The following is a 22,161-nucleotide window of genomic DNA, read 5'->3' as shown; positions in this document are numbered from 1 at the left end:
CTGGAAGGAACAACCGCACAAGCATCGCTCCGGACGGGGTGATGCTTTTTTAATTACGCTAAGGTGATAATTGCCCCATGACGAATGCCCCCGGTAGAAACGAGGAGTTCGTCAAAATTAAAATGCTTCATGAAGCCTTCCAGAATCAGCATCCCTCCCATAAAAATATCTTCCCTTCCCTGTAGAAAAACCGGATTCTGAGCCAGCATATCTTCATGGGTATTCTCTGAAAACATATCAATATAGTGCCTTACGGTGTCAAGCTTTAGGGAATGGCCGTTTAATTTCTCCGGCTCGTAATTTGTGATATCCAGAGCCATGGCAGCCAGCGTGGTTACCGTTCCGGCTACACCCACGGCTTTTAATCTTTCATTCACCTCAAATTCCCTGCTCTTATAAAACTCGGTAATCTTATTTCTGCAGGTCTCAATTTCTTCGTAGGAAGGCGGATTACCGGACAAGAAGCGTTCTGTAAACCGGACAGACCCCATATCAAAAGAATAACCGTCAATAACTTTTCCTTTCTTAACCTGAGCGATCTCGGTACTTCCACCCCCGATATCCAGGATCAGTGTTTCTTCGTCTTCTATATTCTCCAACACCGATAACGCTCCTGAAGCTGTGCACTCCGCTTCTTCTCTTCCCGAAAGCAACCGAATCTCAAAGTCGGTTTCCTCTTTCACACTTGCCATAAATTCGTCCCGATTATTGGCATCACGAACGGCACTGGTAGCGGTAACTATGATTTGATCAACTTTAGGGAAGTCGGCATCTAAAATTTTCCGGTAGGCACTTAAGGCATCTATTACTCTTTCGGTAGCCGCCTCATTGATATTTTTATCGGCATCAACTCCTTTCCCAAGGCGGGGCACACGATGCTCTTCATGAACATTTTTAATCACCCCGTTTTCATATTCAGCCACTAACAGTAAAACCGTATTTGTACCAATGTCTATCGCTGCTTTCATGCTTCAAATAATATAGCTATCCATTCTTTATGCCGGCGGGTATCAAGGTGAGTGAGTTTTTCAAGAGCCTCCTGTTTTAACATCACCGGTTCATCCTCTTCCAGTAGTCCGGATAGGAGCAGTTTTCCGTCCTCCTTCAAAAAGCCCAGTAATTCAGGAATTAATTCTATCAAAGCATTCCGATTGATGTTGGCTAAAATCACATCGAATTTCTCACCGCTTGGAATTACTTCTGTGGAACCAAGTTTAACTTCAAAGTTATCTACTTCATTAAGAAGAATGTTTTCCTGGGCATTGGTCTCGCTCCACTCATCAATATCAAAACCAAAGGCGGATTCAGCTCCCAGCTTTAAAGCGGCAATAGCTAAAATGCCCGTTCCCGTTCCGGCGTCAAGTACTTTGTCGCCTTCACTGATAACCTCCGGGAGCCATTCCAGCATTACCCTTGTGGTTGCATGATAGCCGGTTCCAAAAGCCATCTTTGGGTCAATCATCAGCTCGATTTTATCACTGATGTCGGAATCGGTTGTTGACCAGGTAGGATGCACGTAAAACCGGCCAATAGCCTGGGGTTGTATGGTTCGTTCCCAAGTCTCGTTCCAGTTTTGATCGGGTATAATTTTTTCGCTTAGAATGGATGACTCTCCCCCGAATTTCATCAGTAGCTTCTCAATTTCTTCCCTTTTAGAATCGTCAAACCGCTGAGTGGGAATGGTCGCAATGAGCAAATCATCATCCTGCTCAAAGCCTTCAAAATCAAGATCAAAAAGTTCGGCAATCAGCAGTTCGTGAAAGTCATCATTAAGTGAAATCCGAAGTTCAACATATTCCATTATAATCGGTTGTAAATAAGTTCAGCCATTACATCACCCACCGCTTGCAGTGTTTCTCTGCTAATGATATCCATGTTATCATTATGGGTGTGCCAGTGAGGGGCAAACTGCGCATTACCCCGGGGTGTCCGGCTATGATTTATGATATTTATAATGGGAATCCGGGCTTGTTCATTCACGATTACATGATCATCGGAAACAGCGGCGCCTTCTTCATTCAGAAAATAATCTTCGTAGCCTTTCTCGGCAGCGATATTCCATACTTCTTCCACCAGATTTGGAGCATAATTCAGTGAATATCGCTCTTTTGGGAATTGAGCTCCCTCGGCTCCAACCATATCCAGCAAAATCCCAAAACGGGGGCTGTATCCCGGAACGGGAGGATTGTTCGACCAATACCGGGAACCGAGAAAGTATTTCTCCAGGCTTCCCGATTCTCCGTAATCTTCACCGTCAAACAATACAATATCTACTCCTATTGGCGGAGGATTCTCGCTGAACATCCGGGCCAGTTCCAGCAAAACGGCTACTCCGCTTCCACCATCATCTGCACCAACTATGCCTTCATCTTGTCGGGTTGAGTCCATATCAGCACGTGGACGGCTATCCCAGTGAGCACTTATCATTATCCGATCCTGAGCACTTAGGTTGAAAGCTGCAATCACATTGCCGAGTTCGAGCTGTTCATCATAGCCTTCGGCGGTAAATTCCTGTACAAAAACAGCATTGGGGCCGGCATATTCCTTGAGCTTCTCCACAAAATAAGCCTCCGCTTGCCGGTGAGCTTCCGTGTTCGGCACACGGGGACCAAAATCTACCTGTTGCTGAACAAACTTATAGACGGTATCTGCATTGAATTCAGGAACCTCTCGCCCTTTTTCGGAAAATTGAAGGCCTGATTTATCAGAATCTGAACAGCCGGTTAATAGAAGTGCCAGAGCTAAGAAAAGCCATTTATACATCTCGGTGTACCATTGTTGCTGAAGATTGGGCGGTAGGATAAATAATGGTGTCCATAATATTCACGTGGGCCGGACGGTTCGCTACAAAAACGATGATTTCGGCAATATCCTGAGCAACCAGCGGCTTCATTCCTTTATAAACCTCTGCCGCTTTTTCTTTGTCGCCTTTAAAACGTACTTCGCTGAACTCAGTTTCCACCAGTCCGGGCGATACCATACTCACACGGACTTCTGTCCCATGCAGATCTTTCTTGGTCGATTCGGTAATGGCCTTTACGGCATGTTTTGTGGCGGTGTAAACCACTCCCCCGGCATAGGATTCGTGACCTGCCGTAGAACCCACATTTATAATATGCCCGGTGTTTCGTTCTTTCATTTGCGGGATGATAAGCCGGGACAAATACAGCAGTCCTTTGACATTCGTATCAATCATAGTATTCCAGTCATCAAACTCTGCATCGTAAACCGGGTCGGTTCCTTTGGCAAGGCCGGCGTTATTCACCAGAAGATCTATGTTGGCTGTCAGTGATTCTACAAAAGACCGACAGGCATCAGCATCACGTATATCAAAAGCGGCTGTTTGAACCTTTACCTCATACTCTGATTCGAGCTTTTCTTTGATCTCCTCCAGCCTTTCCTCACGGCGACCGGTAACTACGAGATGTACCCCTTGTTCAGCCAAAAGCTCCGTGGTTTTGTAACCAATACCTGCGGTAGCTCCGGTTACAATTGCCGTTTTACCTTTCAGCCTGTTCATAAGTGTGGAGTAGTTTTATGATTGGAGTTCTACAAGTCGTGCAGCATTCAGAACCTTGGTTTCCTGGAAGCTGTCTCCCATAAACTGAATGCCGTAAGGAAGTCCGTTACTGTGTGTACCCGCAGGAACACTGATTCCACAAATACCGGCCAGGTTAGCTGTAATGGTATATACATCGTTCAGGTACATTTGCACGGGATCATCCATTTTAGATCCTAAGTCAAAAGCCGTGGTTGGCGCCGTAGGGCTTACGATTACGTCCACTTTTTTGAAGGCTTCCTTATAATCGTTCTGTATGAGTCGGCGCACTTTTTGGGCTTTACCGTAGTAGGCATCATAATAACCCGCACTCAATACGTAGGTCCCCAGCATAATACGCCGCTTTACTTCCGTTCCAAACCCTTCGGTTCTGGATTTTTTATACAAGCGAATGAGCGGAGAATCCAGCTTTGAAAGTTTTTCCTGTAGCTCAATTTTTTCTTCGCCTTTGGCCTGTTCGAATGCTTCTTTTAAAGCCTGCTCTTCTTTTTTGAGCTCATCCCGCATCTCATCCTTATCAGCGCGGTGCCCGTACCGAATTCCATCATATCGGGCCAGGTTACTGGAGGCTTCAGCTGTAGCTAAAATATAATAAGTGGAGATTCCATATTTGGTATGAGGCAGATGAATGGGAACCAACTCGGCCCCATCTGCTTCCAGCTTATCCAGTACTTCTTCGATACCTTTTTTGATTTCCTCATCAAGACCTTCACCAAAAAATTCCTCAGGCACCCCGATTTTAATATTCTTGTCTGGATTTTGAACCGCACCCACATAGTCATCTTTCTCACGGTGTGATGAAGTGTTGTCCCGTTCATCAAAGCCGGCGATGACATCTAAAATGCGGGCGGTGTCTTCCACTGAATTAGCCAGCGGACCGATACAATCAAATGAAGAAGCAAATGCAACCAGTCCGTATCGTGAAACCCGACCATAAGTAGGCTTCAACCCAACAACACCACAATACGAAGCGGGCTGACGAATGGAACCACCGGTATCTGAACCTAAGGTTGTCATGGCCATTCCGGAAGCTACAGCAGCTGCACTCCCGCCTGACGAACCACCGGGCACTTTATCAGTATTTTGGGGATTCTTAACAGGACCGAAATTGCTGTACTCGTTGGTGGAGCCCATCGCAAATTCATCCATATTAAGTCGCCCGATAAAGATGGCGTCTTCTTCCCGAAGTCGTTCAATTACGGTGGCATCATACACGCTTTCGAAGTTCTCAAGTATCTTTGACGCACAGGTTAGCTTCTTTCCTCGCTCAGAAATCACGTCTTTGATTCCCATCACCACCCCGGCAAGCTTTCCGGCGGCACCGTTATCAACCTTTTTTTGAACCTCATCGGCCCGGGCAAGAGCCCCCTCAAAATCGGTGGCTACATAGGCATTGATTTCCGAATTATGGGTCTCAATTTCTTTTCTGTACTGCTCTACAAGTTCTCGAAGTTTTAGTTCTCCTGATAAGACTTTTTCTCGAGTCTCTGTAATAGTCATGTAGTTCAATTTCTGGGTTTATTTGCTTTTAGAAGAGGTTTCTTCGTGATTAGCCGCATCATTTATATCGCGGGAACTGTCTTCAATTTCTTTTTTGATGTCTTTTGAAGCCTGGCGGAATTCTTTAATTCCCTGCCCTAATCCACGAGCCAATTCCGGAATGCGTTTTGCTCCGAAAAGTACCAAAACCATGATGGCAATAATGAGAATTTCAGGTGCACCTAAACTGTTAAACATAAAATAATCCTCTCAGGATTTAGTTGATGTATTTGTGCGAAGATAACAATATTTTCGGCACGAATTTGGAACAAAAATTTTATTTATTCACTTGTGTTTTATCAACACATGTGTTTATTACACTCATTCATTCTAAAATAATTACTTAACTATGATTTGGACCGTTGAATTAGCCGCAGCTTTAGATGATGCCCCTTTCCCGGCCACCCGGGAAGAACTTATTGAATGGGCAGAACGCAATGGCTTGCCTAACCAGGTTATTGTAAATCTCGAAGAGCTTGAAGAAATCGAACAAGGTGAAGAGCCTGTATATGAAGGTATTGAAGATATCTGGCCCGACTACATCCGAAAAGAAGACTTCTTTCATAATGAAGAAGACGAAGGATTCGATTACGACGACGTTTAATAACTAATCCTCAACAGAGGCTGCGGTTGTTCTGTAAAGAACAGCCGTTTTTTCTGTATTACCTTGCTTGCATCTATCTACAGCCTACTTAGAATCACATTTCTGCTATGTATTTTTGCATGGGTGGGTATCATTCACCCTGCAGAAATTTATGCTCAACAAACTCAGGAAAGCACCAACACCGAAGATGTAGTGCGCCGTATCCGGTTTTCAGGAAATGAAAACATCAAAGACCGCACTTTAGAAACGCTGGTAAGAACCCGTACCAATCGCGAATTCCTCGGAATCCCACGCTTTACCCCCTGGTACTTTATCTGGAACTTGTCGAATGGAATATTTGGTGAAGACCCCACCTACCTGAACCTGCAAACCGTTGCCAACGATATGGAGCGGATTGCCCTGTACTACGAGTCGCTGGGTTTTTTGGATGTGGCGGTAGATACAACCATTGTAGAGTACCGGACCGATAAAATTGAGGTCTCTTTTATTATAGATGAAGGTGAGCCTTATTTCATCAATACCATTTCGTACCGGGGAATACCGGGATTTTCAGATCCTCAAAAGAGGGTGAACTTCCTGGAACAAAGCATCCTTACCAAAGGACGTATTGATGAAAACACTTACCGTGTAAACCGTCAGTACAGTTCACAGGAGCTCAGCAATGAGCAGCAACGGATCATCACCTTCCTGAAGAATAATGGGTATGCCTCCGTTCAGCGGGATTCCGTCATTGCTTTGGTGAAGCCCGATTCCACTTCAGCCAACACCCTCGATGTGTTGTACCAGGTGAATCCCGGAGAGATTTATCGTTTCGGCGATATCAGGGTTCGTTTAAGTGACGAAGAACCTCCCGTTAATTATACCCAAAAAGATACTCTGATCGGCCCTCCACATACCGTGGATTCTTCGAATGTGATATATCTGCAGAAAGAACCGGGTACGCAATCTCACTTTAGCTTGCTTTCCAGTCAGCTGCTGTTTAAGCCGGGTTCCATTTACAATCACTCTTTATATCTGGAGACGGTAAATGAGTTTCAGAATCTCGGGATGCTTTACATACAACGCTTCGGGCAGAACGAGAACCAGGCCCTGCCGGACTTCAACAGAGAAGAAATTCCGGTTTACTTTGACCTTCAAACCCTTACCAAACACAGTATTTCTACCGAACTGTTTGGGATGAAGCGATATGGTTACGGTACAGGTTTTGGAATCGATTACAACAATAACAATGTATTCGGAAATGCAGAAAACCTGATTATCGGTGCCAATGCCAGTTTCGAGTTTGTGAGCCCGGCTGTTTTGGAAGAAATTGACACCACTGCCACTCAATCTTCCGTATTCCGAAGCTACGAATTGAGAGCTGAGTACTCTGTTCCCCGCTTGAACTTCCCATTCCGCACTCTTGATAACCGTCCGGGCTTTACCAGTGGTGTAACCCGATACTTGTTATCCTATAGCCGTTCCGATCAGCTGTTATTCGATATAAACTCTGACGTGGGTTTTAACATGCGGTATGAAGTTAATCACACCCCCAATTATTCCAGTTTCCTGGACTTAATTGAACTGGATTTGGTGGATACCAACCCATCCGATGCCTACATCCGAAACCTTCGCAATGAATTTGGTACCGATACCCTTCAGGATGGCACCATCGTAGATGCCTTTGAACTGCAGCGTATTCTGGAGGATTTTGAGCCGCAGGTATCATCCATCATACGATATACATTCCGAAGCCAAAACACGGATCTTATTAAAAGAAATCGCGGGTATTTCAGTGAGTATTCCATTTCGGTGGGTGGTAACATCCCCTACCTGATTGACAATCATATTTCAACACCAGACACGCTGGAAGGCAATCTTCCCTCCCTGTTTGGTTTGAGTGATAACGATTTAAGCTACAGCCGTTTTGTAAAGCTTTCTGCAGATTATCGTCGCTACGTCCCCATTTCAAATTCAGGAGTATTTGCCTGGAGACTTTTTGGTGGTTTTGCCCAACCTTACGGAGGCTCCAACTCTATCCCGCTTAACCGAAGGTTTTTTGCAGGAGGAAGTAATGATATTCGTGGCTGGGCTCCGTTCCAGCTTGGACCGGGTGATATCTCTACCGACAACGTGAACATTCCCGGCGGTGAAATCAAGCTGGCTGCCTTTAGCGAAGTACGGCAAACTTTCATCCGGGACTTTCTGGGTGCCAACTGGATGGCTGCCCTATTCGTGGATGCCGGCAATGTGTGGTACGGTCCTGAAAATGATTTCCGCGATGAAAACAACCAAGACAGGCTTGAACAAGGTCGTTTTCGTTTTGACAATTTTTATAACCAAATTGCTGTGGGCAGCGGACCGGGTTTACGTTTAGATTGGGAATATGTGGTAGTTCGGTTTGATTTTGCCTTCCGCCTGCACGACCTTCAGGATGGCTGGTTAAACAACAAGCAGCTATATTTCAGTTTTGGGATCGGTCACTCCTTTTAACCTCAATCACAGGTGCTATGTTTGATAAATTAAGTCGCTTAAAAGATCAGTCGAATATCGTCTTCAAGTCGAAGTTCCTGGCAAACCTCAACCCGGCTGAACGCTATGAGTTTCTGCAACTTTGCCACCGCCGAAGCTACAAAGAGGGCGAATACGTATTCTACAAAAACGATCCCGGTACCGGCATGTACTTCATCGAAAAAGGGAAAATACAACTCACCATTGGAAACCCGGATGATGAAACAGCAGAGGGTATTATTTCTGAACTTGAGCTGGAATCGCCGGATAGCTTCGGAGCACTTTCCATTGGATATAATTTGAGGAGAAAGTCCTCAGCACGTTGCGTCACCGATTGTGACCTGCTCGGGTTTTTCAAACCGGATTTTGAAGTCCTACGAGACCGGCATCCTCAAATAGCCGTTAAATTTTTGCAAACACTTACCAACATCGCTTTACGTCAGCTGGAAACAACGGCCCGGAAACTTGCCGAAGTTTCAAGTGAACAGCTGGCCCTCAACATTCAATTTCAAACGTATTACGAAGCAAACAGAGAAGAGAAAGTATAAATATGTCGCTTAAAAAAGGTCAGGAAGTAGAACTCGAAATTATAGATGCGGCGTTTAAGGGTAAAGGTTTGGCAAAGGTGGATGGACTTGCCGTATTTGTACCCGGCACCACCCCGGGAGATAAAGTAAAAGCCCGAATCGTTAAAAAGAAAAAGAAGCACCGGGAGGCAAAACTGCTTGAGGTGTTGGAACCCAGTCCGCACCGCATTGAGCCTAAGTGCCAGCATGCCAAAGTCTGTGGCGGTTGCAGCTGGCAGCATATCCCCTACCAGAAACAGATTGAGTTCAAAAGCCAGCAGGTTCGGGATCACATCGAGCGAATTGGCGGGCTGGATGGTTCCATCGTCAAAGAAGCAGTCGGTGCCGATCAGGAGTTTTACTACCGGAATAAGATGGAGTACAGCATCAGCTCACGCCGCTGGCTCACGGAAGAAGAAATCCGGAGCGATGAGTATGTGGATGATTCTGCCTTTGCAGCCGGACTTCATGCCCCGGGGCGTTTTGATAAAATCCTGAACTTGAAGGAATGTCACCTGCAGGTGAAAGAATCGTTTGAGATTCTGGATTTCGTGAGAAGCTACTGCATTGAGCACGGCATTGAACCGTACGATACCTTTGAAAACACCGGTTTTATGCGGCACGTGATGATCCGAAACTCCCATCACACCGATGACTTTATGGTGAACCTGGTGACGTACCAGGATGATCAGGAAGTAATGCAAAAGATGACAAAAGCCTTGCTTGATGAATTCTCCTTCATCACCACCATCGTGAATAATGTGAACGATACGAAAAGTCCAACGGCAGTCGGACGCTTTGAGAAAGTGCTGCACGGCCCGGGTTACATTGTCGATAAAATCGGGGAATTTACCTTCAAGATTCACCCCAATGCATTTTTTCAAACCAATACCGCACAAGCAGAAAAGCTGTATGAAATTGCCCGGGATTACGCCGAACTGGAAGACGGTGATGTTGTGTATGACCTGTATTGCGGAGTGGGTACCCTGAGTTTATTTATGAGCAAACCGGCCAAGCACGTTCTGGGAATCGAACTGGTGGATGTGGCCGTTGAAAATGCACGGTTCAACGCAAAAGAGAATGAAGTCGGGAATGTTTCTTTCATTAAGGGAGATATGAAAGATGTATTTACCCAGGAAGTGGTAGATGAATACGGGGCTCCCAATGTACTGATCACCGACCCTCCCCGCGCCGGCATGCACCCGGATGTGGTTGAACGGCTTTGTGAGCTGAAAGTCCCTCGCATTGTATACGTAAGCTGTAACAGCTCCACCATGGCGCGCGACCTGAAAGAACTAAAGGAAGTGTATGAGATCGAAGAAGTGCAGCCGGTGGATATGTTCCCTCAAACCTATCACATTGAAGCGGTAGCCAAGCTGAAGCTTCGGGATTAATACAAGTTGCTTCAGCCCTGAAAGGCTTTGCTTGTTTACAGCAATGAATTTGGATCTTAATACACATTTGAGCTGGGTTTTGGCCTGTTCAAGTACACAAGCATGTGGTTCACCCCTGTGCTTTACAAACATGCTTAAACTATATAAACAAATACGCCACCAGCCAAACGATCGGAATGCTCTCCACCCAAAAAGAAGCGTAATACCTGCCCTGATTTTCACGGCTGAACCAGACCGCCATCAGAAGAATCCCTAATACACCGAAGTTCATCGGCATATAGGAGGCGTAAACATACTTCTGAAGGTAAATGAGGATAGCTATTACACCCACCAAGGCCGTTCCAAGCCACTTCGTTTTCTGAACTCCCATCATTTGCGGAATAGTCACAAGGTGAGGCATATCATATTTCAGATCCCGAATCTCAAAGGGTAGCATCAGGACTATCACAAATAAGAATATCTCTGCACTTTGCAGAAGAACCCGTTCACTCAAAAAACTCATGTAATGGTATTGAAGGGGCAGTACAACGGTAAACCCGACCCAGACTGCGGCGATCACAAATACTTTAGCTCCTTTGAAACTCCTCAGGTTCTTTTGCCTGAAGAATGGAATGGTGTACAAAGCGGTAAGCACTCCCACAACTCCCGTTGTGTACCAAATATGGGCCGGAAGTAACCGGCCGAAGTACAATAAACCGGCGAAGCTGCACACGGTAAAAATCCGAATGAGTAATACATTCTTCGTAATCTCAAGATGATGCCGGTTTGAAATGCCGGCGTACTTCACAAAATTATATCCGCAGATGGTTCCCAGCCAAATAAAAAGCAATAACGTTGGCTCCGGCACAAAACCAAATTGCATCACCGAAAGCGCAGCAAGAGCCATTACGGCAAGCCCTACATGAATACTGCTCTGCAAATAAAAATCGAAGATAGATCCTATAAATTTCATGGGGTGAACTTATGCATTTTCAGGAAGACTAAAACACCGGCATATTATTTTGTCACAAATAACCATTCCAACGGTCTTTCATTTATTAGCTTTGTACTCTGATTCTTTGCTACAAACAAAATGTTACCACAACCTTTTACTTGAAGAAGTCTCACGATTCTCTATATTCGCAACACCAAACACAACCAACTAAATTTCCCTATGAGATTTTTACCCTATCGCTCTTTCCCTCTCCTCATTCTCCTGTCCTCTTTAATACTGATAGCTTCCGGCTGTAAAATTTACTCTGAAAAAGTTTCTGAAGAAGACTACCAGAGAGCCGAGAAAATGCTTTCCGGACATACCAATGATCTGGTTCACGGAACCATTGCCGGAGAGGAATGGCTGGATGATGACCGCCTTATTTACCGCCATTCTTTAGCGGACGGAACTGAATTTATGATGGCTGATCCCGAAGCGAGAACCAAAGAACGGGCTTTTGACCATAACCGGCTGGCTGATGTTTTATCAGGAATGATGGGCGAAGATGTGGAACCGCTTGACCTCCCTTTCCGGAGTTTTGACTTTACCGACGGTGGCGAGGCCATCACCTTTTCTGCCGATGGCAAAGAGTATCAATGTGAACTCACCGGCTACGATTGCGAAATCACCCGCGATGAAGTCCGCAATTACTGGAATGAATCAGTTTCCCCCGATGGAAAGAAATCGGTGTTTATCAGGGATCATAACCTCTTTATGCGGAATCTCGAAACCGGCCGGGTAACTCAGCTGACCTATGACGGCCGCGAGAACTTCGGCTATGCCACCAACAATGCCGGTTGGGTGAAAAGAGACGGCCCCGTGGTATTATGGTCACCCGATTCAAAACGAATTTCGACCTTTCAACAGGATGCCCGTGGTGTTGGAGAAATGTACCTCGCTTCCACTAAAGTGGGTCACCCGGAGTTGGAGGCCTGGAAATATCCCTTACCGGGTGACAGTGTAATTTTCCGCATTCACCGGGTAGTAATTAACCTGGAACCTGCACCGAAAGTAGTCAGGCTGCGCAAATCTCCTGACCCTCAGCGTTCAACCATCACCGATCATATTGCGGACTGGAGCGGTTCGTTCCTGGATAATGAATGGAGTAATGACAGCAATACGCTGGCTTTTGTAACTGTATCCCGGGATCATCAGGATGTGCACCTTCAAACCGCTAATCCAACTACCGGCAGTGTTCGGTCTGTGTTGACTGAAGAAACCGACACCTTTTTCGAGTCCGGTAACGACATGGTGAACTGGCACGTGCTGAACGAAAGCAATGAAGTGATTTGGTATTCACAGCGGGATAACTGGGGACATTTATACCTCTATGACCTTCAAACCGGCAAGCTTAAGAACCAGATTACCTCCGGCGACTGGAATGTGAATCAGGTTCGTCACGTGGATGAAGATTCCCGAACCATCTATTTCACCGGTGCGGTAAGTGAGGAAGGCGATCCCTATTTCGAATACTTTTACAGGGTGAATTTTGACGGGACCGAGCTCCGCCTGCTAACGCCTGAAGAAGCGCATCATGAAATCGAAGTCTCTGAATCCGGAAACTACTTTGTGGATACCCGTTCCACCCCAACCACTCCACCCACTTCCGTTATTCGAAACATGGATGGCGAAGTGCTGGTTGAACTTGCATCCGCTGATATCTCAGAACTGCAGGCCCACGGCTGGGTTCCTCCGGTTCCGTTTTCCGTTAAAGCCAGAGACGGGGTCACCGATTTATACGGATTGATGTATAAGCCGTCCAATTTCAGCTCATCGGAGTCGTACCCTGTGTTGAATTACATTTACCCCGGCCCGCAAACCGGTAGTGTAGGCAGTCGCGCTTTCCGTGCCGCCCGTTCCGACAAACAAGCCCTGGCTGAACTCGGCTTTATCGTGGTTGAAGTTGATGCGATGGGCACGCCGGGACGCTCTAAAGAATTTCATGACTTCTATTATGGAAACATGGGCGACAATGGCCTTCCCGATCAAATTACCATGATTGAACAGCTTGGTGACCGTCATTCCTGGATGGATATAAGTCGTGTGGGGATTTTCGGTCATTCCGGAGGTGGGTTTGCTTCTACCCGTGCCCTTTTCGCCTATCCCGGTTTTTATGATGTCGCTGTTTCAGGCGCCGGTAACCATGATAACCGAAACTATGCTGATCCATGGGGAGAGAAGTGGCAGGGGCTGCTCAAAGCTACCAACATTGATGGAGCTACCGATGATCAGTCCACCAACTACGACAATCAGGCCAACCAATTACTGGCCGACAGCCTGGAAGGCAAGCTGCTGATCACCCATGGTACACTCGACAGCAACGTCCCTCCTTACAACACACTGCTGGTCGTAAACGCCCTGATTGAAGCCAACAAAGACTTTGATATGATCATGTTTCCGAACCGCGGACACGGATATTACAGCGAGGATTATATGATGCGAAAGCGCTGGGATTATTTTGTGAAACATTTGAAGGGTGTGGATCCGCCGAAGGAGTATCAGTTTGGGGGGATTGACGAGTGACAAACGACGAGTGACGAGTGTCAAACGACCAATGACTAATGACCAGTGACGATTAGCGATTAAAAATGACCAGAAATGGATAATGGTGTAAAGGAAAAGTTTGAGGCGTACCCGGAGCATATCAGGGTGAAGATGGAGCGGTTGCGGGGGCTGATTTATGAGGTGGCCGGTAGCACGGAGGGCGTGGGGGAACTGGAGGAAACGCTGAAATGGAGTGAGCCGGCTTACCTTACCAAACGACCAAAGAGCGGTACCACCTTGCGCATCGACTGGAAGGAGAAAAGCCCGGATCAGATTGGGATGTATGTAAGCTGCAATACCTCTTTGATTGATACCTACCGAAGCATGTTTGGTGATGAGCTGAATTTTGAGGGAAACCGCGCCATTCTTTTACCAGTCGATACCGAGCTCCCTGAAAAAGAACTTCGGATTTGCATTCAGATGGCGCTGCGGTATCATTTGGATAAACGGTAGATACCAACCAAAGTCATTCTGAGCGGTAGCGAAGAACCTTTGCCACGAAATGATTACCAAGTGTTTTCCGGCTAAGAGCCATCTCCGCCAGCTGGCGGATCAGGATGACTTTTAATTCTACCTATTTCCTCATCCTATCATTTCTGCGGAGCCTGCCTGCCAGTAAAGACTACTCATACCCTACTCCTTTACATTTCAGCCACTTGTAAATAATGGGTTTGTACTTTTAGAAAGAATTTTCGCACCTTCGCTTATTATAAAATCGGACGTTAGGCGAATACTAAGGGTTAAAAAATCGTGTAAAGGCGGTTTCGGTTCGTTCGCCCTAACAATACCCTCGTTTGGATAATATTATGTTATACCAATTTCAGAAATTCAGATGATTAAAAAGATTCCTATTGTTTTGTGGTTCTATCAAGCAATATCCCTATTCTTTATAATTGCACATGCTGCTGGTGCTTATAGCTATGTTGTCGAATTATTTTCAAGTTTTACGACAACAAATTTTTTGGGAACCGCATTAAATTTTCTCGCCCTTGTTTTTATCTGTACGGTCATTGTTGGCATTTGGAAAAGAAAAGTATTTGCAAAGTTTGGCGCTGTTTTTCATTCATTTCTGCTATTTATTCTCGCTATATATATTTCCATAAGAGGTTACTTAGAATTCGCGCCAGAAGACATTTATTATCAGATTGGATATGTAGCGTTTTATTTATTGTTTACCGGAACTTTTTTATCAATACCTCTGATAATCTGGAAGTCAAAACAAGTGAATAAGTTTTTCACAGAACCAAATAGATTGGCATAACAAGGTGTTTAAACGCTGGGTCGTTAGGTAACTAATTCAAACCAACTATATCAATGGAAGAGTTTGGAGATGATTTTCCCTCGTTCCCAACACCCCTGTTGGGAATGCTATAGTGGACCACCCGGTCCACCCGTGCAAAAGCATGATATTCTTGCCATTTATTAACTCATAATTCGCGCTCCGTTTAAATGCTGGGTCGTTATATAACCTATCTATTCTCTTGTTCCCAATAGTGGAACTTTCTATATTCTTTTATGCGAGTATTTGCCCGAAAGACATTACGGGAGTTTTGGATTAATCATTCGGACAGTGAAGATGCTTTAAAGGCATGGTTTTCTGAAGCAGAGAATTCCCAATGGGAATCACCTTCTGACATTAAGAATAAATATCCACATGCGAGTATTCTTCCTGACAACCGAGTGGTTTTCAATATCAAGGGCAATAACTATAGGTTGGTGGTCAAAATTAATTATGACTACGGACAGGTATTCATCCGTTTTGTAGGTACTCATGCTGAATACGACAAAATTGATGCAACAACAATTTAAAGCGGATATTAATCATGCAGATTCAACCCATACATACCGAAGACGATTATCAAAGAGCATTAGATCGGATTGAAAAAATCTTTGACGCCAAGCCTGGAAGTGACGAAGGTGACGAATTGGAAATATTAGGAATTTTAGTGGATGAATACGAAAAAAAGCATTTCCCTATTGAAGCTCCAAAACCCGTTGAAGCTATTAAGTTTCGCATGGATCAATTAGGAATGCAACAGAAAGATTTGGCCAAAGTGTTGGGATCAAAATCACGAGCAAGTGAAATACTCTCAGGGAAACGCTCTCTTTCTCTCCGTCATATTAAATTGCTGCACAAAAAACTTGGGATCCCGGCAGAAGTATTAATTCAAGAACCAGAGCCGGTTACATAACAAAGTGTTTTCCCCTCGTTCCCAACAACCCTGTTGGGAATGCTATAGTGGACCACCCGGTCCACCCGCGCAAAAGCATGTAAGCTAAACACATCTTTAACCGGCAAATAAGGTAACCGGAATCAATCCCTCCCGGCCCAGGTAATTTCCTGCAGATGAATACCTCCAGTCATCCGGAGCATTCACCCAGCCCGCCTTTACAGGATTCTGATGAATGTATGCAATCTTCTGAGCCATCATCTCTGTCGTACTGAGTTGCTTTGGATGCAGCCCCTCTTCCCACACTTGAAAGGTGCGGTGCCTTTTATAAGACCGTTTGCATTCTTTCAACTTCCGCAACCACCGGGTATGTCCATACCGCTTTAACACCTCCAGTATCTGTCGCGCAGCATAGGATTTTGTAAGCCTGAGCTTTTTTGATAATTGCTCTCCCTGTACCACCGCATGAAAATGATTAGGCATGATTACATACGCATATACCTTAACCGACCTCATATTTTGCAGCACCATAAACTGTTCAAGTAATACCTGAGCAACCTGCGGTTTTGAAAATAGCGGAAGCTCTTCCAATAAGGTGCTACTGACAAAGTATGGGTAGTGTGATTCATAAAATTTGTATCGGCTTCGTCCCATTGTTTCTTTTTTAACAGTTAGAGGGCTAAGAATGGAACTCCTTACAAAATAATTCTAAATCAGGACCGGGAGGTCCGGGCGGGCGTTCCCAACATGGATGTTGGGAACGAGAGCTACAGTGTTGGGAAAGAGGGCTAACGAGGGCTAGTTGCCCTCTTGAGGCCCGGCCTACAATCTGTAAAACGTAGTCACCAGAACCCCGCCCCATTCCACTGCGGGAACAGCCAGCCATTGTTCTTTTTTTTGAACCCGAAGGTTAAATGGTGGTGCCAGCAAATCAACCCCGCTCCCCTTTTTAAGCCGGGTTCCCTGACCTGAAATGATGTCTTTATTGGGTTCAAAATCGCCTTCGGGCAGGTGTTCGGTTAAAATGATATACTTATAATCATACAGCTTACACACAATACGCTGTATCTCTGCATTCGATAGATGCTGCAACACCTGCCTGAGGATCACACAATCTCCGGGCGGCCATTCATCTTCGGCAATATCCAGGCATCGGAATTCCAGGTGGTCGGCCTCAAATTTCTCTCTGTTTCGTTCAATAAGATCCGGTACGATATCTACCCCCACATACTTCTTGGTATGCTTTACCAGCTCCTTGCCAACGTTGAAGTCGCCACATCCCAGATCACAAACCACCGGGGGTTCTTCAAAAGAACGCAGAAAAGTAGCTACAGCCTCTACATAAGGTTCAACCAACTCAGGATGATGCGAACCGGTTCCGGAATAAAAATCTGCATGCTCTCCGCCCCACAGATTTTTTTGATACACCTGCTCCATGGCATCTTTGGTGGGCCAGGGTTTTTTAGAACGGTTTGGGTTTTGTCTACTCATGGAAGCAATGGTAACCATTATACCTTTGGGATGCATCTGACTGAGACCTTTGCTTCTTGTATGTATAGAATTAATTTTGCTATTTCACGGAAGCTGATTTCCAAACCGGGGCTATAACATTTCAAACTAACAAGGGTTCACAAATGACCACTAAAACATTCGGGCTTATATCATTGCTGATATATTGTTCCACTGCATTTGCTGTCGCACAGTCAAAGCAACACCAACCCATCATCGATGTACACCTGCATGCCACAAACGAAAATTCTGCCTCAGCGGAACAAGTGCTTCAGCAGATGGATGACCACCATGTAGTATTGGCTGTGCTATCAGGAGCCGACCGGGAGCTTGCAGCAGCATGGAAAGCGAATACTCCGCATAAATTTAAGATCGGGCCTTCCTTTCCCTGCACCGACGGCATGTATCCGAGAATGTATCCCTGCTTTCCGGAAGGTGACGGCTGGCCCGACCCGGATTGGTTGCGAAAAGAATATGAAGAAGGGCGCATGAGTGCCATGGGAGAAATGCTGTATGTTTACTATGGTATGGCCCCTTCTGACGAACGGCTGGAACCTTACTTCAAAATGGCTGAGGAACTCTCGATTCCGGTGGGTGTGCATGCCGGTCATGGTCCGCCACCACAACGCCGCCTGAAAGGATGCTGCCCGAATTTTGATGAAGAAATGGGAAACCCCTTACTATTGGAGCCTGTATTAAAGAAACATCCGAATCTTAGAATTTGGCTTATGCACGGCGGTGAGATTAACTTCCATGATCAGGCTATCCGCTTAATGAAGAAATACCCCAATGTATATACCGATATGAGTATTCTGAACAGCGTAATGCCCGCGGAGCTTCATGCCCGTCTCCTGAAAAGCTTTATTGACGTCGGGCTTGAAGACCGCCTGATGTTCGGCTCCGACAACCTCCCTTACGGATTAATCATGAAACGTCTGTATGAAATTGACTTCTTGTCTGATAAGCAACGCCGCAACATATTGTATGATAATGCCGCCCGTTTTTTTGATTTAAGTGAGGAAACGATAGCTAAACACCACGGAGAAACTGAAAAGTAATGATGATCCGCCCCGTTCAGCCCAAAGACATCCCTGATATCAAGAACATCTACAACTACTACATCCGGGAGACATCCGTCACTTTTGAAGAAGCTGAGATAACCGAAAATGACATTCAGTCCCGAATACAAAAAGTAGAATCAGCCGGACTCCCCTGGCTGGTCGCTGAATATCAAAACGAAATCGCGGGTTATGCATACGCCACCAAATGGAAAGAGCGATCAGCATACCGGCATTCGGTGGAGATATCGGTATATGTGGACCATAACCGTCACGGAAATGGCTGGGGAACCAAACTCTACCAGGCTTTATTCACCGAACTTCAGAAAAAGGATATTCATCTGGCCATAGCTGGCATCACCTTACCGAATGATGCCAGCATCGCCCTCCACGAAAAGTTTGGGATGGAGAAAGTGGCACACTTCAAAGAAATCGGCTTCAAATTCGGCCAATGGCTGGATGTGGGGTATTGGCAAAAGAGATTATGAGTGGCTGTTTCCATTCTGATGCTGAGCTACAGAACGAGCTATAAGTTAGTTTAGCATCAGGTTCCCTAAAACACCGGAATACCTTCCCTATTGAAATATGTTTTGGTCTCTGAAATAAGAGCTGCACATGGTTCATCAGTATCGAATAACTCATAATCCATGTTCAAAGCTTCCCATTTGTATTCCCCCATTTTATGGAAAGGCAGCACCTCCACCCGTTCCACGTTTCCTAAATGACGGGCATATTTGGCCATTTTCGCTATGGCATTCATATCGTCCGTGTAGCCCGGCACAAGAACAAAACGTAGCCATACCGGCTTATTCATGGCTGCCAGCCGCTCTGCAAAATCGAGAGTGGGTTGTAAATTGACACCGGTTACTTTTTTATACCCTTCCGGGTCGAAGTGTTTGATATCGAGGAGTACCAGATCGGTCAGCGACAATAGTTCATCATCTGCTTTATGGCCTACAAACCCTGATGTATCCAAGGCAGTGTGCAATCCCATCATTTTGGATCCTTCGAAGATGGCCTTTACAAAGTCCGGTTGCCAAAGCGGTTCACCACCCGAGAGCGTCACGCCGCCCTTCATAGATAAAAGCATCTCTTTTTGCCTTGCAATACCCCGCAGTTCAGTGAAAGCATCTGTTCTTATGCCTCCTTTGTATCGCCTGCTATCCGGGTTATGGCAGTACACACACTTTAGTGGACACCCATTCAAAAATATTACCCGTCGTATTCCGGGGCCGTCCAGGGTTCCGGCTGTTTCTACAGAGTGCAGATATCCGGTTACATTTTCCATTCTCGTTTCCTCTTTTTAAAAAGGAGTACTGATTTTGTGGTCAGTACTCCTTTCCTGCTGCTACTTCAATGATATATATGATTTACGGTCGGTTGTTGTCAGTTCCTTTCATGGAAGGTTCTTGTGATCACATCCATTTGCTGTTCTTTGGTCAGCTTATTGAAATTAACTGCGTAGCCTGACACGCGAATCGTGAGTTGAGGATATTTTTCAGGATGATCCATCGCATCCACCAGCGTATCGCGGTCAAATACATTCACGTTGACATGGTGGCCGCCTTCCTTAAAGTATCCGTCCAGCAGGTTTACCATGTTTTCCACCCTGTCTTCATCCGTTCTGCCAAGGGCTCCCGGTACAATAGAGAATGTATAGGAAATCCCATCCTGAGCGTATTCGTAAGGCAACTTAGCCACTGAACGCATGCTTGCCACAGCACCGTTCTTATCACGGCCGTGCATTGGGTTGGCACCCGGTCCAAACGGCTCCCCTTTCTTACGGCCATCGGGTGTGTTTCCGGTCTTGTTGCCGTACACCACGTTCGAGGTAATCGTAAGAATAGATTGTGTTGGTACAGAATCACGATAAGCAGGCTGTTGCTTCAGCTTATTCATGAATGTTTTCACCAAGTCGCGGGCTATGTTATCTACCCGGTCGTCATCATTTCCGAATACCGGGAATTCACCGGTCGTTTCGAAATCAGTAGCCAATCCCCGTTCATCACGAAGGATCTTAACGTTTGCATACCTGGCAGCACTCAATGAATCGGCTACAACTGAGAGTCCAGCAATACCACAGGCCATGGTCCGGAATACATCCCGGTCGTGCAGGGCCATCTCCAGGCGTTCGTAGTAGTATTTATCGTGCATAAAGTGGATCACATTCAATGCATTCATATACGTGGCAGCCAGCCAGTCCATCATTGCATCAAACTTGGGCATTAACTCATCATATGTAAGCGTATCGCCTGTGATAGGAGCAAGTTCCGGGCCTATCTGCTCACCGCTCACCTCATCTTTACCACCGTTTATGGCATACAAGAGGGTCTTGGCCAGGTTGGCTCGTGCACCGAAGAACTGCATTTGCTTACCGATCTTCATGGCAGACACACAGCATGCGATGCCATAATCATCTCCCCAGTAATCACGCATCAGGTCATCATTCTCATACTGTAATGAAGACGTCTTGATAGAAGTATCCACACAGAATTGCTTGAATCCCTCCGGTAGATTTTCTGACCAAAGTACCGTCAGGTTCGGTTCTGGAGCAGGCCCCAAGTTATGGAGGGTTTGGAGGAAGCGGAAAGAGGTTTTGGAAACCATAGTTCGGCCATCAATACCCATACCGCCTATCACTTCGGTTACCCAGGTTGGGTCGCCGGAAAATAACTCATCATACTCTGGTGGACGCATGAACCGCACCATACGAAGTTTCATCACCAGGTGGTCGATCAGTTCCTGAGCTTCGGGCTCAGTAAGCACTTCTTCTTCCAGGTCGCGTTCAATATAGATATCGAGGAAGGTTGAGACCCGGCCGAAAGACATGGCTGCTCCATTTTGCTCTTTCACTGCCGCCAGGTACCCGAAGTATAACCACTGAACCGCCTCGGTAGCATTTGTGGCCGGCTTGGAGATATCAAAGCCGTAGCCGGAAGCCATCTCCTTGAGTTCGTTTAATGAGCGGATCTGCTCATTAATTTCCTCACGCAGGCGGATGGTTTCTTCCTGAATGTTTGTGACTTCAAGAGAATCCAGCTGCTCGATCTTGTCCTCAATTAAGCGGTCAATGCCGTAAAGAGCAACCCTTCTGTAATCTCCGATGATACGGCCTCGTGCATACGAATCAGGCAGACCGGTGATGATACCGGAAGATCGGCAGCTTCTTATCTCTGATGTGTAACCATCAAATACGCCATCATTGTGTGTTTTACGTATGGCATCAAATGCTTCCTGTGTTTTTTCAGAGAAGCTAAAACCGTGGCTTTCCAATGCCTTTCTGGCCATTCTTACACCACCGAACGGCATCATAGATCGTTTTAAAGGGGCATCGGTTTGAAGGCCTACAATGCGCTCAAGGTCTTTGTCTATGTATCCCGGCCCATGAGATATGATGGATGACACCAATTCAGTATCGGCATCCAGCACCCCTTCTTTTTGTTCCTTGATCATCAAATTCATCACCTGCTGCCACAACAGCTGAGTGGTATCGGTTGGACCGCTCAAAAAGGATGCATCTCCCAGGTAAGGGATATAGTTTTTCTGGATAAAATCTCTGACTTCTATTTCTGTATTCCACTTTCCCGCCGTAAAATTACGATAGCACAAAGGGGTGTCATCTGTTAAAAACGGTAGAGAAGTGTTTTTGTCGGTCGCTTTCATAAGATTAACTCTTGGTTTAGAACGGTTTTTTGAAGTACCCAATGCCAACATATTTCTGGCGGCACTGAATTAACCGAAGCAATGCTGTTGT

The 22,161-nt window shown here is 45.8% G+C and carries 22 protein-coding genes; 11 read left to right on the top strand and 11 right to left on the bottom strand.

The window, feature by feature from the left end:
* Positions 1 to 53: 53 nt before the first annotated feature.
* The 6 genes from NM125_RS13405 to NM125_RS13380 are packed head-to-tail and all read right to left on the bottom strand — an operon-like array spanning position 54 to position 5,296.
* Entirely contained in the window at positions 54 to 968 is a 915-nt protein-coding gene (locus tag NM125_RS13405) for a Ppx/GppA phosphatase family protein (RefSeq protein ID WP_255135468.1), read from the bottom strand.
* Positions 965 to 1,801, bottom strand: a complete 837-nt coding sequence (gene prmA / locus NM125_RS13400; protein ID WP_255135467.1) for a 50S ribosomal protein L11 methyltransferase — start codon at positions 1,799 to 1,801, stop codon at positions 965 to 967. Before prmA ends, NM125_RS13405 begins: the two co-directional genes overlap by 4 nt.
* Complete coding sequence (locus NM125_RS13395; protein ID WP_255135466.1) at positions 1,801 to 2,763, bottom strand: M28 family peptidase; 963 nt, start codon at positions 2,761 to 2,763, stop codon at positions 1,801 to 1,803. Before NM125_RS13395 ends, prmA begins: the two co-directional genes overlap by 1 nt.
* Positions 2,756 to 3,520, bottom strand: coding sequence for an SDR family NAD(P)-dependent oxidoreductase (locus NM125_RS13390; protein WP_255135464.1), 765 nt, complete (start codon positions 3,518 to 3,520; stop codon positions 2,756 to 2,758). The genes NM125_RS13395 and NM125_RS13390 overlap by 8 nt, the downstream gene beginning before the upstream one ends.
* 15 nt (positions 3,521 to 3,535) lie before the next feature.
* Complete coding sequence (locus tag NM125_RS13385; protein ID WP_255135463.1) at positions 3,536 to 5,059, bottom strand: amidase family protein; 1,524 nt, start codon at positions 5,057 to 5,059, stop codon at positions 3,536 to 3,538.
* Positions 5,060 to 5,077: 18 nt separating this feature from the next.
* Positions 5,078 to 5,296 (bottom strand): Sec-independent protein translocase subunit TatA/TatB, encoded by a 219-nt coding sequence (locus NM125_RS13380; protein ID WP_255135462.1) that lies wholly within the window; start codon positions 5,294 to 5,296, stop codon positions 5,078 to 5,080.
* 151 nt (positions 5,297 to 5,447) lie between these two features.
* On the opposite strand from NM125_RS13380, the gene NM125_RS13375 reads away from it, so the two are divergent.
* The 4 genes from NM125_RS13375 to rlmD all read left to right on the top strand — a co-directional run bounded on the left by NM125_RS13375 (position 5,448) and on the right by rlmD (position 10,152).
* Complete coding sequence (locus tag NM125_RS13375; RefSeq protein ID WP_020402200.1) at positions 5,448 to 5,702, top strand: DUF2795 domain-containing protein; 255 nt, start codon at positions 5,448 to 5,450, stop codon at positions 5,700 to 5,702.
* A 123-nt stretch (positions 5,703 to 5,825) separates the two neighbouring features.
* Positions 5,826 to 8,174: a BamA/TamA family outer membrane protein gene (locus NM125_RS13370; RefSeq protein ID WP_255135461.1), complete on the top strand. Its 2,349-nt coding sequence runs from the start codon at positions 5,826 to 5,828 to the stop codon at positions 8,172 to 8,174.
* 17 nt (positions 8,175 to 8,191) lie between these two features.
* Complete coding sequence (locus NM125_RS13365; protein ID WP_255135460.1) at positions 8,192 to 8,740, top strand: cyclic nucleotide-binding domain-containing protein; 549 nt, start codon at positions 8,192 to 8,194, stop codon at positions 8,738 to 8,740.
* Positions 8,741 to 8,742: 2 nt separating this feature from the next.
* Positions 8,743 to 10,152 carry a 23S rRNA (uracil(1939)-C(5))-methyltransferase RlmD gene (rlmD, locus tag NM125_RS13360; protein ID WP_255135459.1) on the top strand — a complete coding sequence of 470 codons (1,410 nt, stop codon included), beginning with the start codon at positions 8,743 to 8,745 and terminating at the stop codon, positions 10,150 to 10,152.
* Between the two features lie 139 nt (positions 10,153 to 10,291).
* Here rlmD and NM125_RS13355 read toward each other — a convergent pair whose 3' ends face one another.
* Positions 10,292 to 11,104, bottom strand: coding sequence for a UbiA prenyltransferase family protein (locus NM125_RS13355; protein WP_255135458.1), 813 nt, complete (start codon positions 11,102 to 11,104; stop codon positions 10,292 to 10,294).
* Positions 11,105 to 11,305: 201 nt separating this feature from the next.
* Here NM125_RS13355 and NM125_RS13350 point away from each other — a divergent pair, with 201 nt between their 5' ends.
* The 5 genes from NM125_RS13350 (at position 11,306) to NM125_RS13330 (ending at position 15,861) form a co-directional block, all read left to right on the top strand.
* Entirely contained in the window at positions 11,306 to 13,648 is a 2,343-nt protein-coding gene (locus NM125_RS13350) for a S9 family peptidase (RefSeq protein ID WP_255135457.1), read from the top strand.
* A 75-nt stretch (positions 13,649 to 13,723) separates the two neighbouring features.
* Positions 13,724 to 14,122 (top strand): DUF1801 domain-containing protein, encoded by a 399-nt coding sequence (locus NM125_RS13345; protein ID WP_255135456.1) that lies wholly within the window; start codon positions 13,724 to 13,726, stop codon positions 14,120 to 14,122.
* A 379-nt stretch (positions 14,123 to 14,501) separates the two neighbouring features.
* A complete protein-coding gene (locus NM125_RS13340; protein WP_255135455.1) occupies positions 14,502 to 14,930 on the top strand; it encodes a hypothetical protein in 429 nt (142 codons plus the stop codon).
* A gap of 254 nt (positions 14,931 to 15,184) precedes the next feature.
* Complete coding sequence (locus tag NM125_RS13335) at positions 15,185 to 15,478, top strand: type II toxin-antitoxin system HigB family toxin (protein WP_255135454.1); 294 nt, start codon at positions 15,185 to 15,187, stop codon at positions 15,476 to 15,478.
* Between the two features lie 14 nt (positions 15,479 to 15,492).
* Positions 15,493 to 15,861 carry a helix-turn-helix domain-containing protein gene (locus NM125_RS13330; RefSeq protein ID WP_255135453.1) on the top strand — a complete coding sequence of 123 codons (369 nt, stop codon included), beginning with the start codon at positions 15,493 to 15,495 and terminating at the stop codon, positions 15,859 to 15,861.
* 96 nt (positions 15,862 to 15,957) lie between these two features.
* Here NM125_RS13330 and NM125_RS13325 read toward each other — a convergent pair whose 3' ends face one another.
* On the bottom strand, positions 15,958 to 16,494 hold the full coding sequence (locus NM125_RS13325) for an REP-associated tyrosine transposase (RefSeq protein WP_255135452.1): 537 nt from the start codon (positions 16,492 to 16,494) through the stop codon (positions 15,958 to 15,960).
* Between the two features lie 168 nt (positions 16,495 to 16,662).
* Positions 16,663 to 17,331: a class I SAM-dependent methyltransferase gene (locus tag NM125_RS13320; protein ID WP_255135451.1), complete on the bottom strand. Its 669-nt coding sequence runs from the start codon at positions 17,329 to 17,331 to the stop codon at positions 16,663 to 16,665.
* A gap of 143 nt (positions 17,332 to 17,474) precedes the next feature.
* On the opposite strand from NM125_RS13320, the gene NM125_RS13315 reads away from it, so the two are divergent.
* Both NM125_RS13315 and NM125_RS13310 read left to right on the top strand, forming a co-directional pair.
* Positions 17,475 to 18,407 (top strand): amidohydrolase family protein, encoded by a 933-nt coding sequence (locus NM125_RS13315; protein ID WP_255135450.1) that lies wholly within the window; start codon positions 17,475 to 17,477, stop codon positions 18,405 to 18,407.
* Positions 18,407 to 18,895: an arsinothricin resistance N-acetyltransferase ArsN1 family B gene (locus NM125_RS13310; RefSeq protein WP_255135449.1), complete on the top strand. Its 489-nt coding sequence runs from the start codon at positions 18,407 to 18,409 to the stop codon at positions 18,893 to 18,895. The genes NM125_RS13315 and NM125_RS13310 overlap by 1 nt, the downstream gene beginning before the upstream one ends.
* 65 nt (positions 18,896 to 18,960) lie before the next feature.
* Here NM125_RS13310 and pflA read toward each other — a convergent pair whose 3' ends face one another.
* Together pflA and pflB are read right to left on the bottom strand one after the other, a co-directional pair.
* Complete coding sequence (gene pflA, locus NM125_RS13305) at positions 18,961 to 19,695, bottom strand: pyruvate formate-lyase-activating protein (RefSeq protein WP_255135448.1); 735 nt, start codon at positions 19,693 to 19,695, stop codon at positions 18,961 to 18,963.
* 98 nt (positions 19,696 to 19,793) lie between these two features.
* Positions 19,794 to 22,070 carry a formate C-acetyltransferase gene (gene pflB, locus NM125_RS13300; RefSeq protein ID WP_255135447.1) on the bottom strand — a complete coding sequence of 759 codons (2,277 nt, stop codon included), beginning with the start codon at positions 22,068 to 22,070 and terminating at the stop codon, positions 19,794 to 19,796.
* Positions 22,071 to 22,161 lie beyond the last annotated feature (91 nt).

The sequence above is a fragment of the Gracilimonas sediminicola genome, assembly GCF_024320785.1.
Taxonomy (GTDB): Bacteria; Bacteroidota; Rhodothermia; order Balneolales; family Balneolaceae; genus Gracilimonas; species Gracilimonas sediminicola.
This window is presented reverse-complemented; position numbering and strand designations above follow the sequence as displayed.

Excerpts from the sequence above, each read along its gene's own strand:
- NM125_RS13405 (WP_255135468.1), bottom strand. The coding sequence starts at position 968 with ATGAAAGCAGCGATAGACATTGGTACAAATACGGTTTTACTGTTAGTG.
- prmA (WP_255135467.1), bottom strand. The coding sequence starts at position 1,801 with ATGGAATATGTTGAACTTCGGATTTCACTTAATGATGACTTTCACGAA.
- NM125_RS13395 (WP_255135466.1), bottom strand. The coding sequence starts at position 2,763 with ATGTATAAATGGCTTTTCTTAGCTCTGGCACTTCTATTAACCGGCTGT.
- NM125_RS13390 (WP_255135464.1), bottom strand. The coding sequence starts at position 3,520 with ATGAACAGGCTGAAAGGTAAAACGGCAATTGTAACCGGAGCTACCGCA.
- NM125_RS13385 (WP_255135463.1), bottom strand. The coding sequence starts at position 5,059 with ATGACTATTACAGAGACTCGAGAAAAAGTCTTATCAGGAGAACTAAAA.
- NM125_RS13380 (WP_255135462.1), bottom strand. The coding sequence starts at position 5,296 with ATGTTTAACAGTTTAGGTGCACCTGAAATTCTCATTATTGCCATCATG.
- NM125_RS13375 (WP_020402200.1), top strand. The coding sequence starts at position 5,448 with ATGATTTGGACCGTTGAATTAGCCGCAGCTTTAGATGATGCCCCTTTC.
- NM125_RS13365 (WP_255135460.1), top strand. The coding sequence starts at position 8,192 with ATGTTTGATAAATTAAGTCGCTTAAAAGATCAGTCGAATATCGTCTTC.
- rlmD (WP_255135459.1), top strand. The coding sequence starts at position 8,743 with ATGTCGCTTAAAAAAGGTCAGGAAGTAGAACTCGAAATTATAGATGCG.
- NM125_RS13355 (WP_255135458.1), bottom strand. The coding sequence starts at position 11,104 with ATGAAATTTATAGGATCTATCTTCGATTTTTATTTGCAGAGCAGTATT.
- NM125_RS13350 (WP_255135457.1), top strand. The coding sequence starts at position 11,306 with ATGAGATTTTTACCCTATCGCTCTTTCCCTCTCCTCATTCTCCTGTCC.
- NM125_RS13345 (WP_255135456.1), top strand. The coding sequence starts at position 13,724 with ATGGATAATGGTGTAAAGGAAAAGTTTGAGGCGTACCCGGAGCATATC.
- NM125_RS13340 (WP_255135455.1), top strand. The coding sequence starts at position 14,502 with ATGATTAAAAAGATTCCTATTGTTTTGTGGTTCTATCAAGCAATATCC.
- NM125_RS13335 (WP_255135454.1), top strand. The coding sequence starts at position 15,185 with ATGCGAGTATTTGCCCGAAAGACATTACGGGAGTTTTGGATTAATCAT.
- NM125_RS13330 (WP_255135453.1), top strand. The coding sequence starts at position 15,493 with ATGCAGATTCAACCCATACATACCGAAGACGATTATCAAAGAGCATTA.
- NM125_RS13325 (WP_255135452.1), bottom strand. The coding sequence starts at position 16,494 with ATGGGACGAAGCCGATACAAATTTTATGAATCACACTACCCATACTTT.
- NM125_RS13320 (WP_255135451.1), bottom strand. The coding sequence starts at position 17,331 with ATGAGTAGACAAAACCCAAACCGTTCTAAAAAACCCTGGCCCACCAAA.
- NM125_RS13315 (WP_255135450.1), top strand. The coding sequence starts at position 17,475 with ATGACCACTAAAACATTCGGGCTTATATCATTGCTGATATATTGTTCC.
- NM125_RS13310 (WP_255135449.1), top strand. The coding sequence starts at position 18,407 with ATGATGATCCGCCCCGTTCAGCCCAAAGACATCCCTGATATCAAGAAC.
- pflA (WP_255135448.1), bottom strand. The coding sequence starts at position 19,695 with ATGGAAAATGTAACCGGATATCTGCACTCTGTAGAAACAGCCGGAACC.
- pflB (WP_255135447.1), bottom strand. The coding sequence starts at position 22,070 with ATGAAAGCGACCGACAAAAACACTTCTCTACCGTTTTTAACAGATGAC.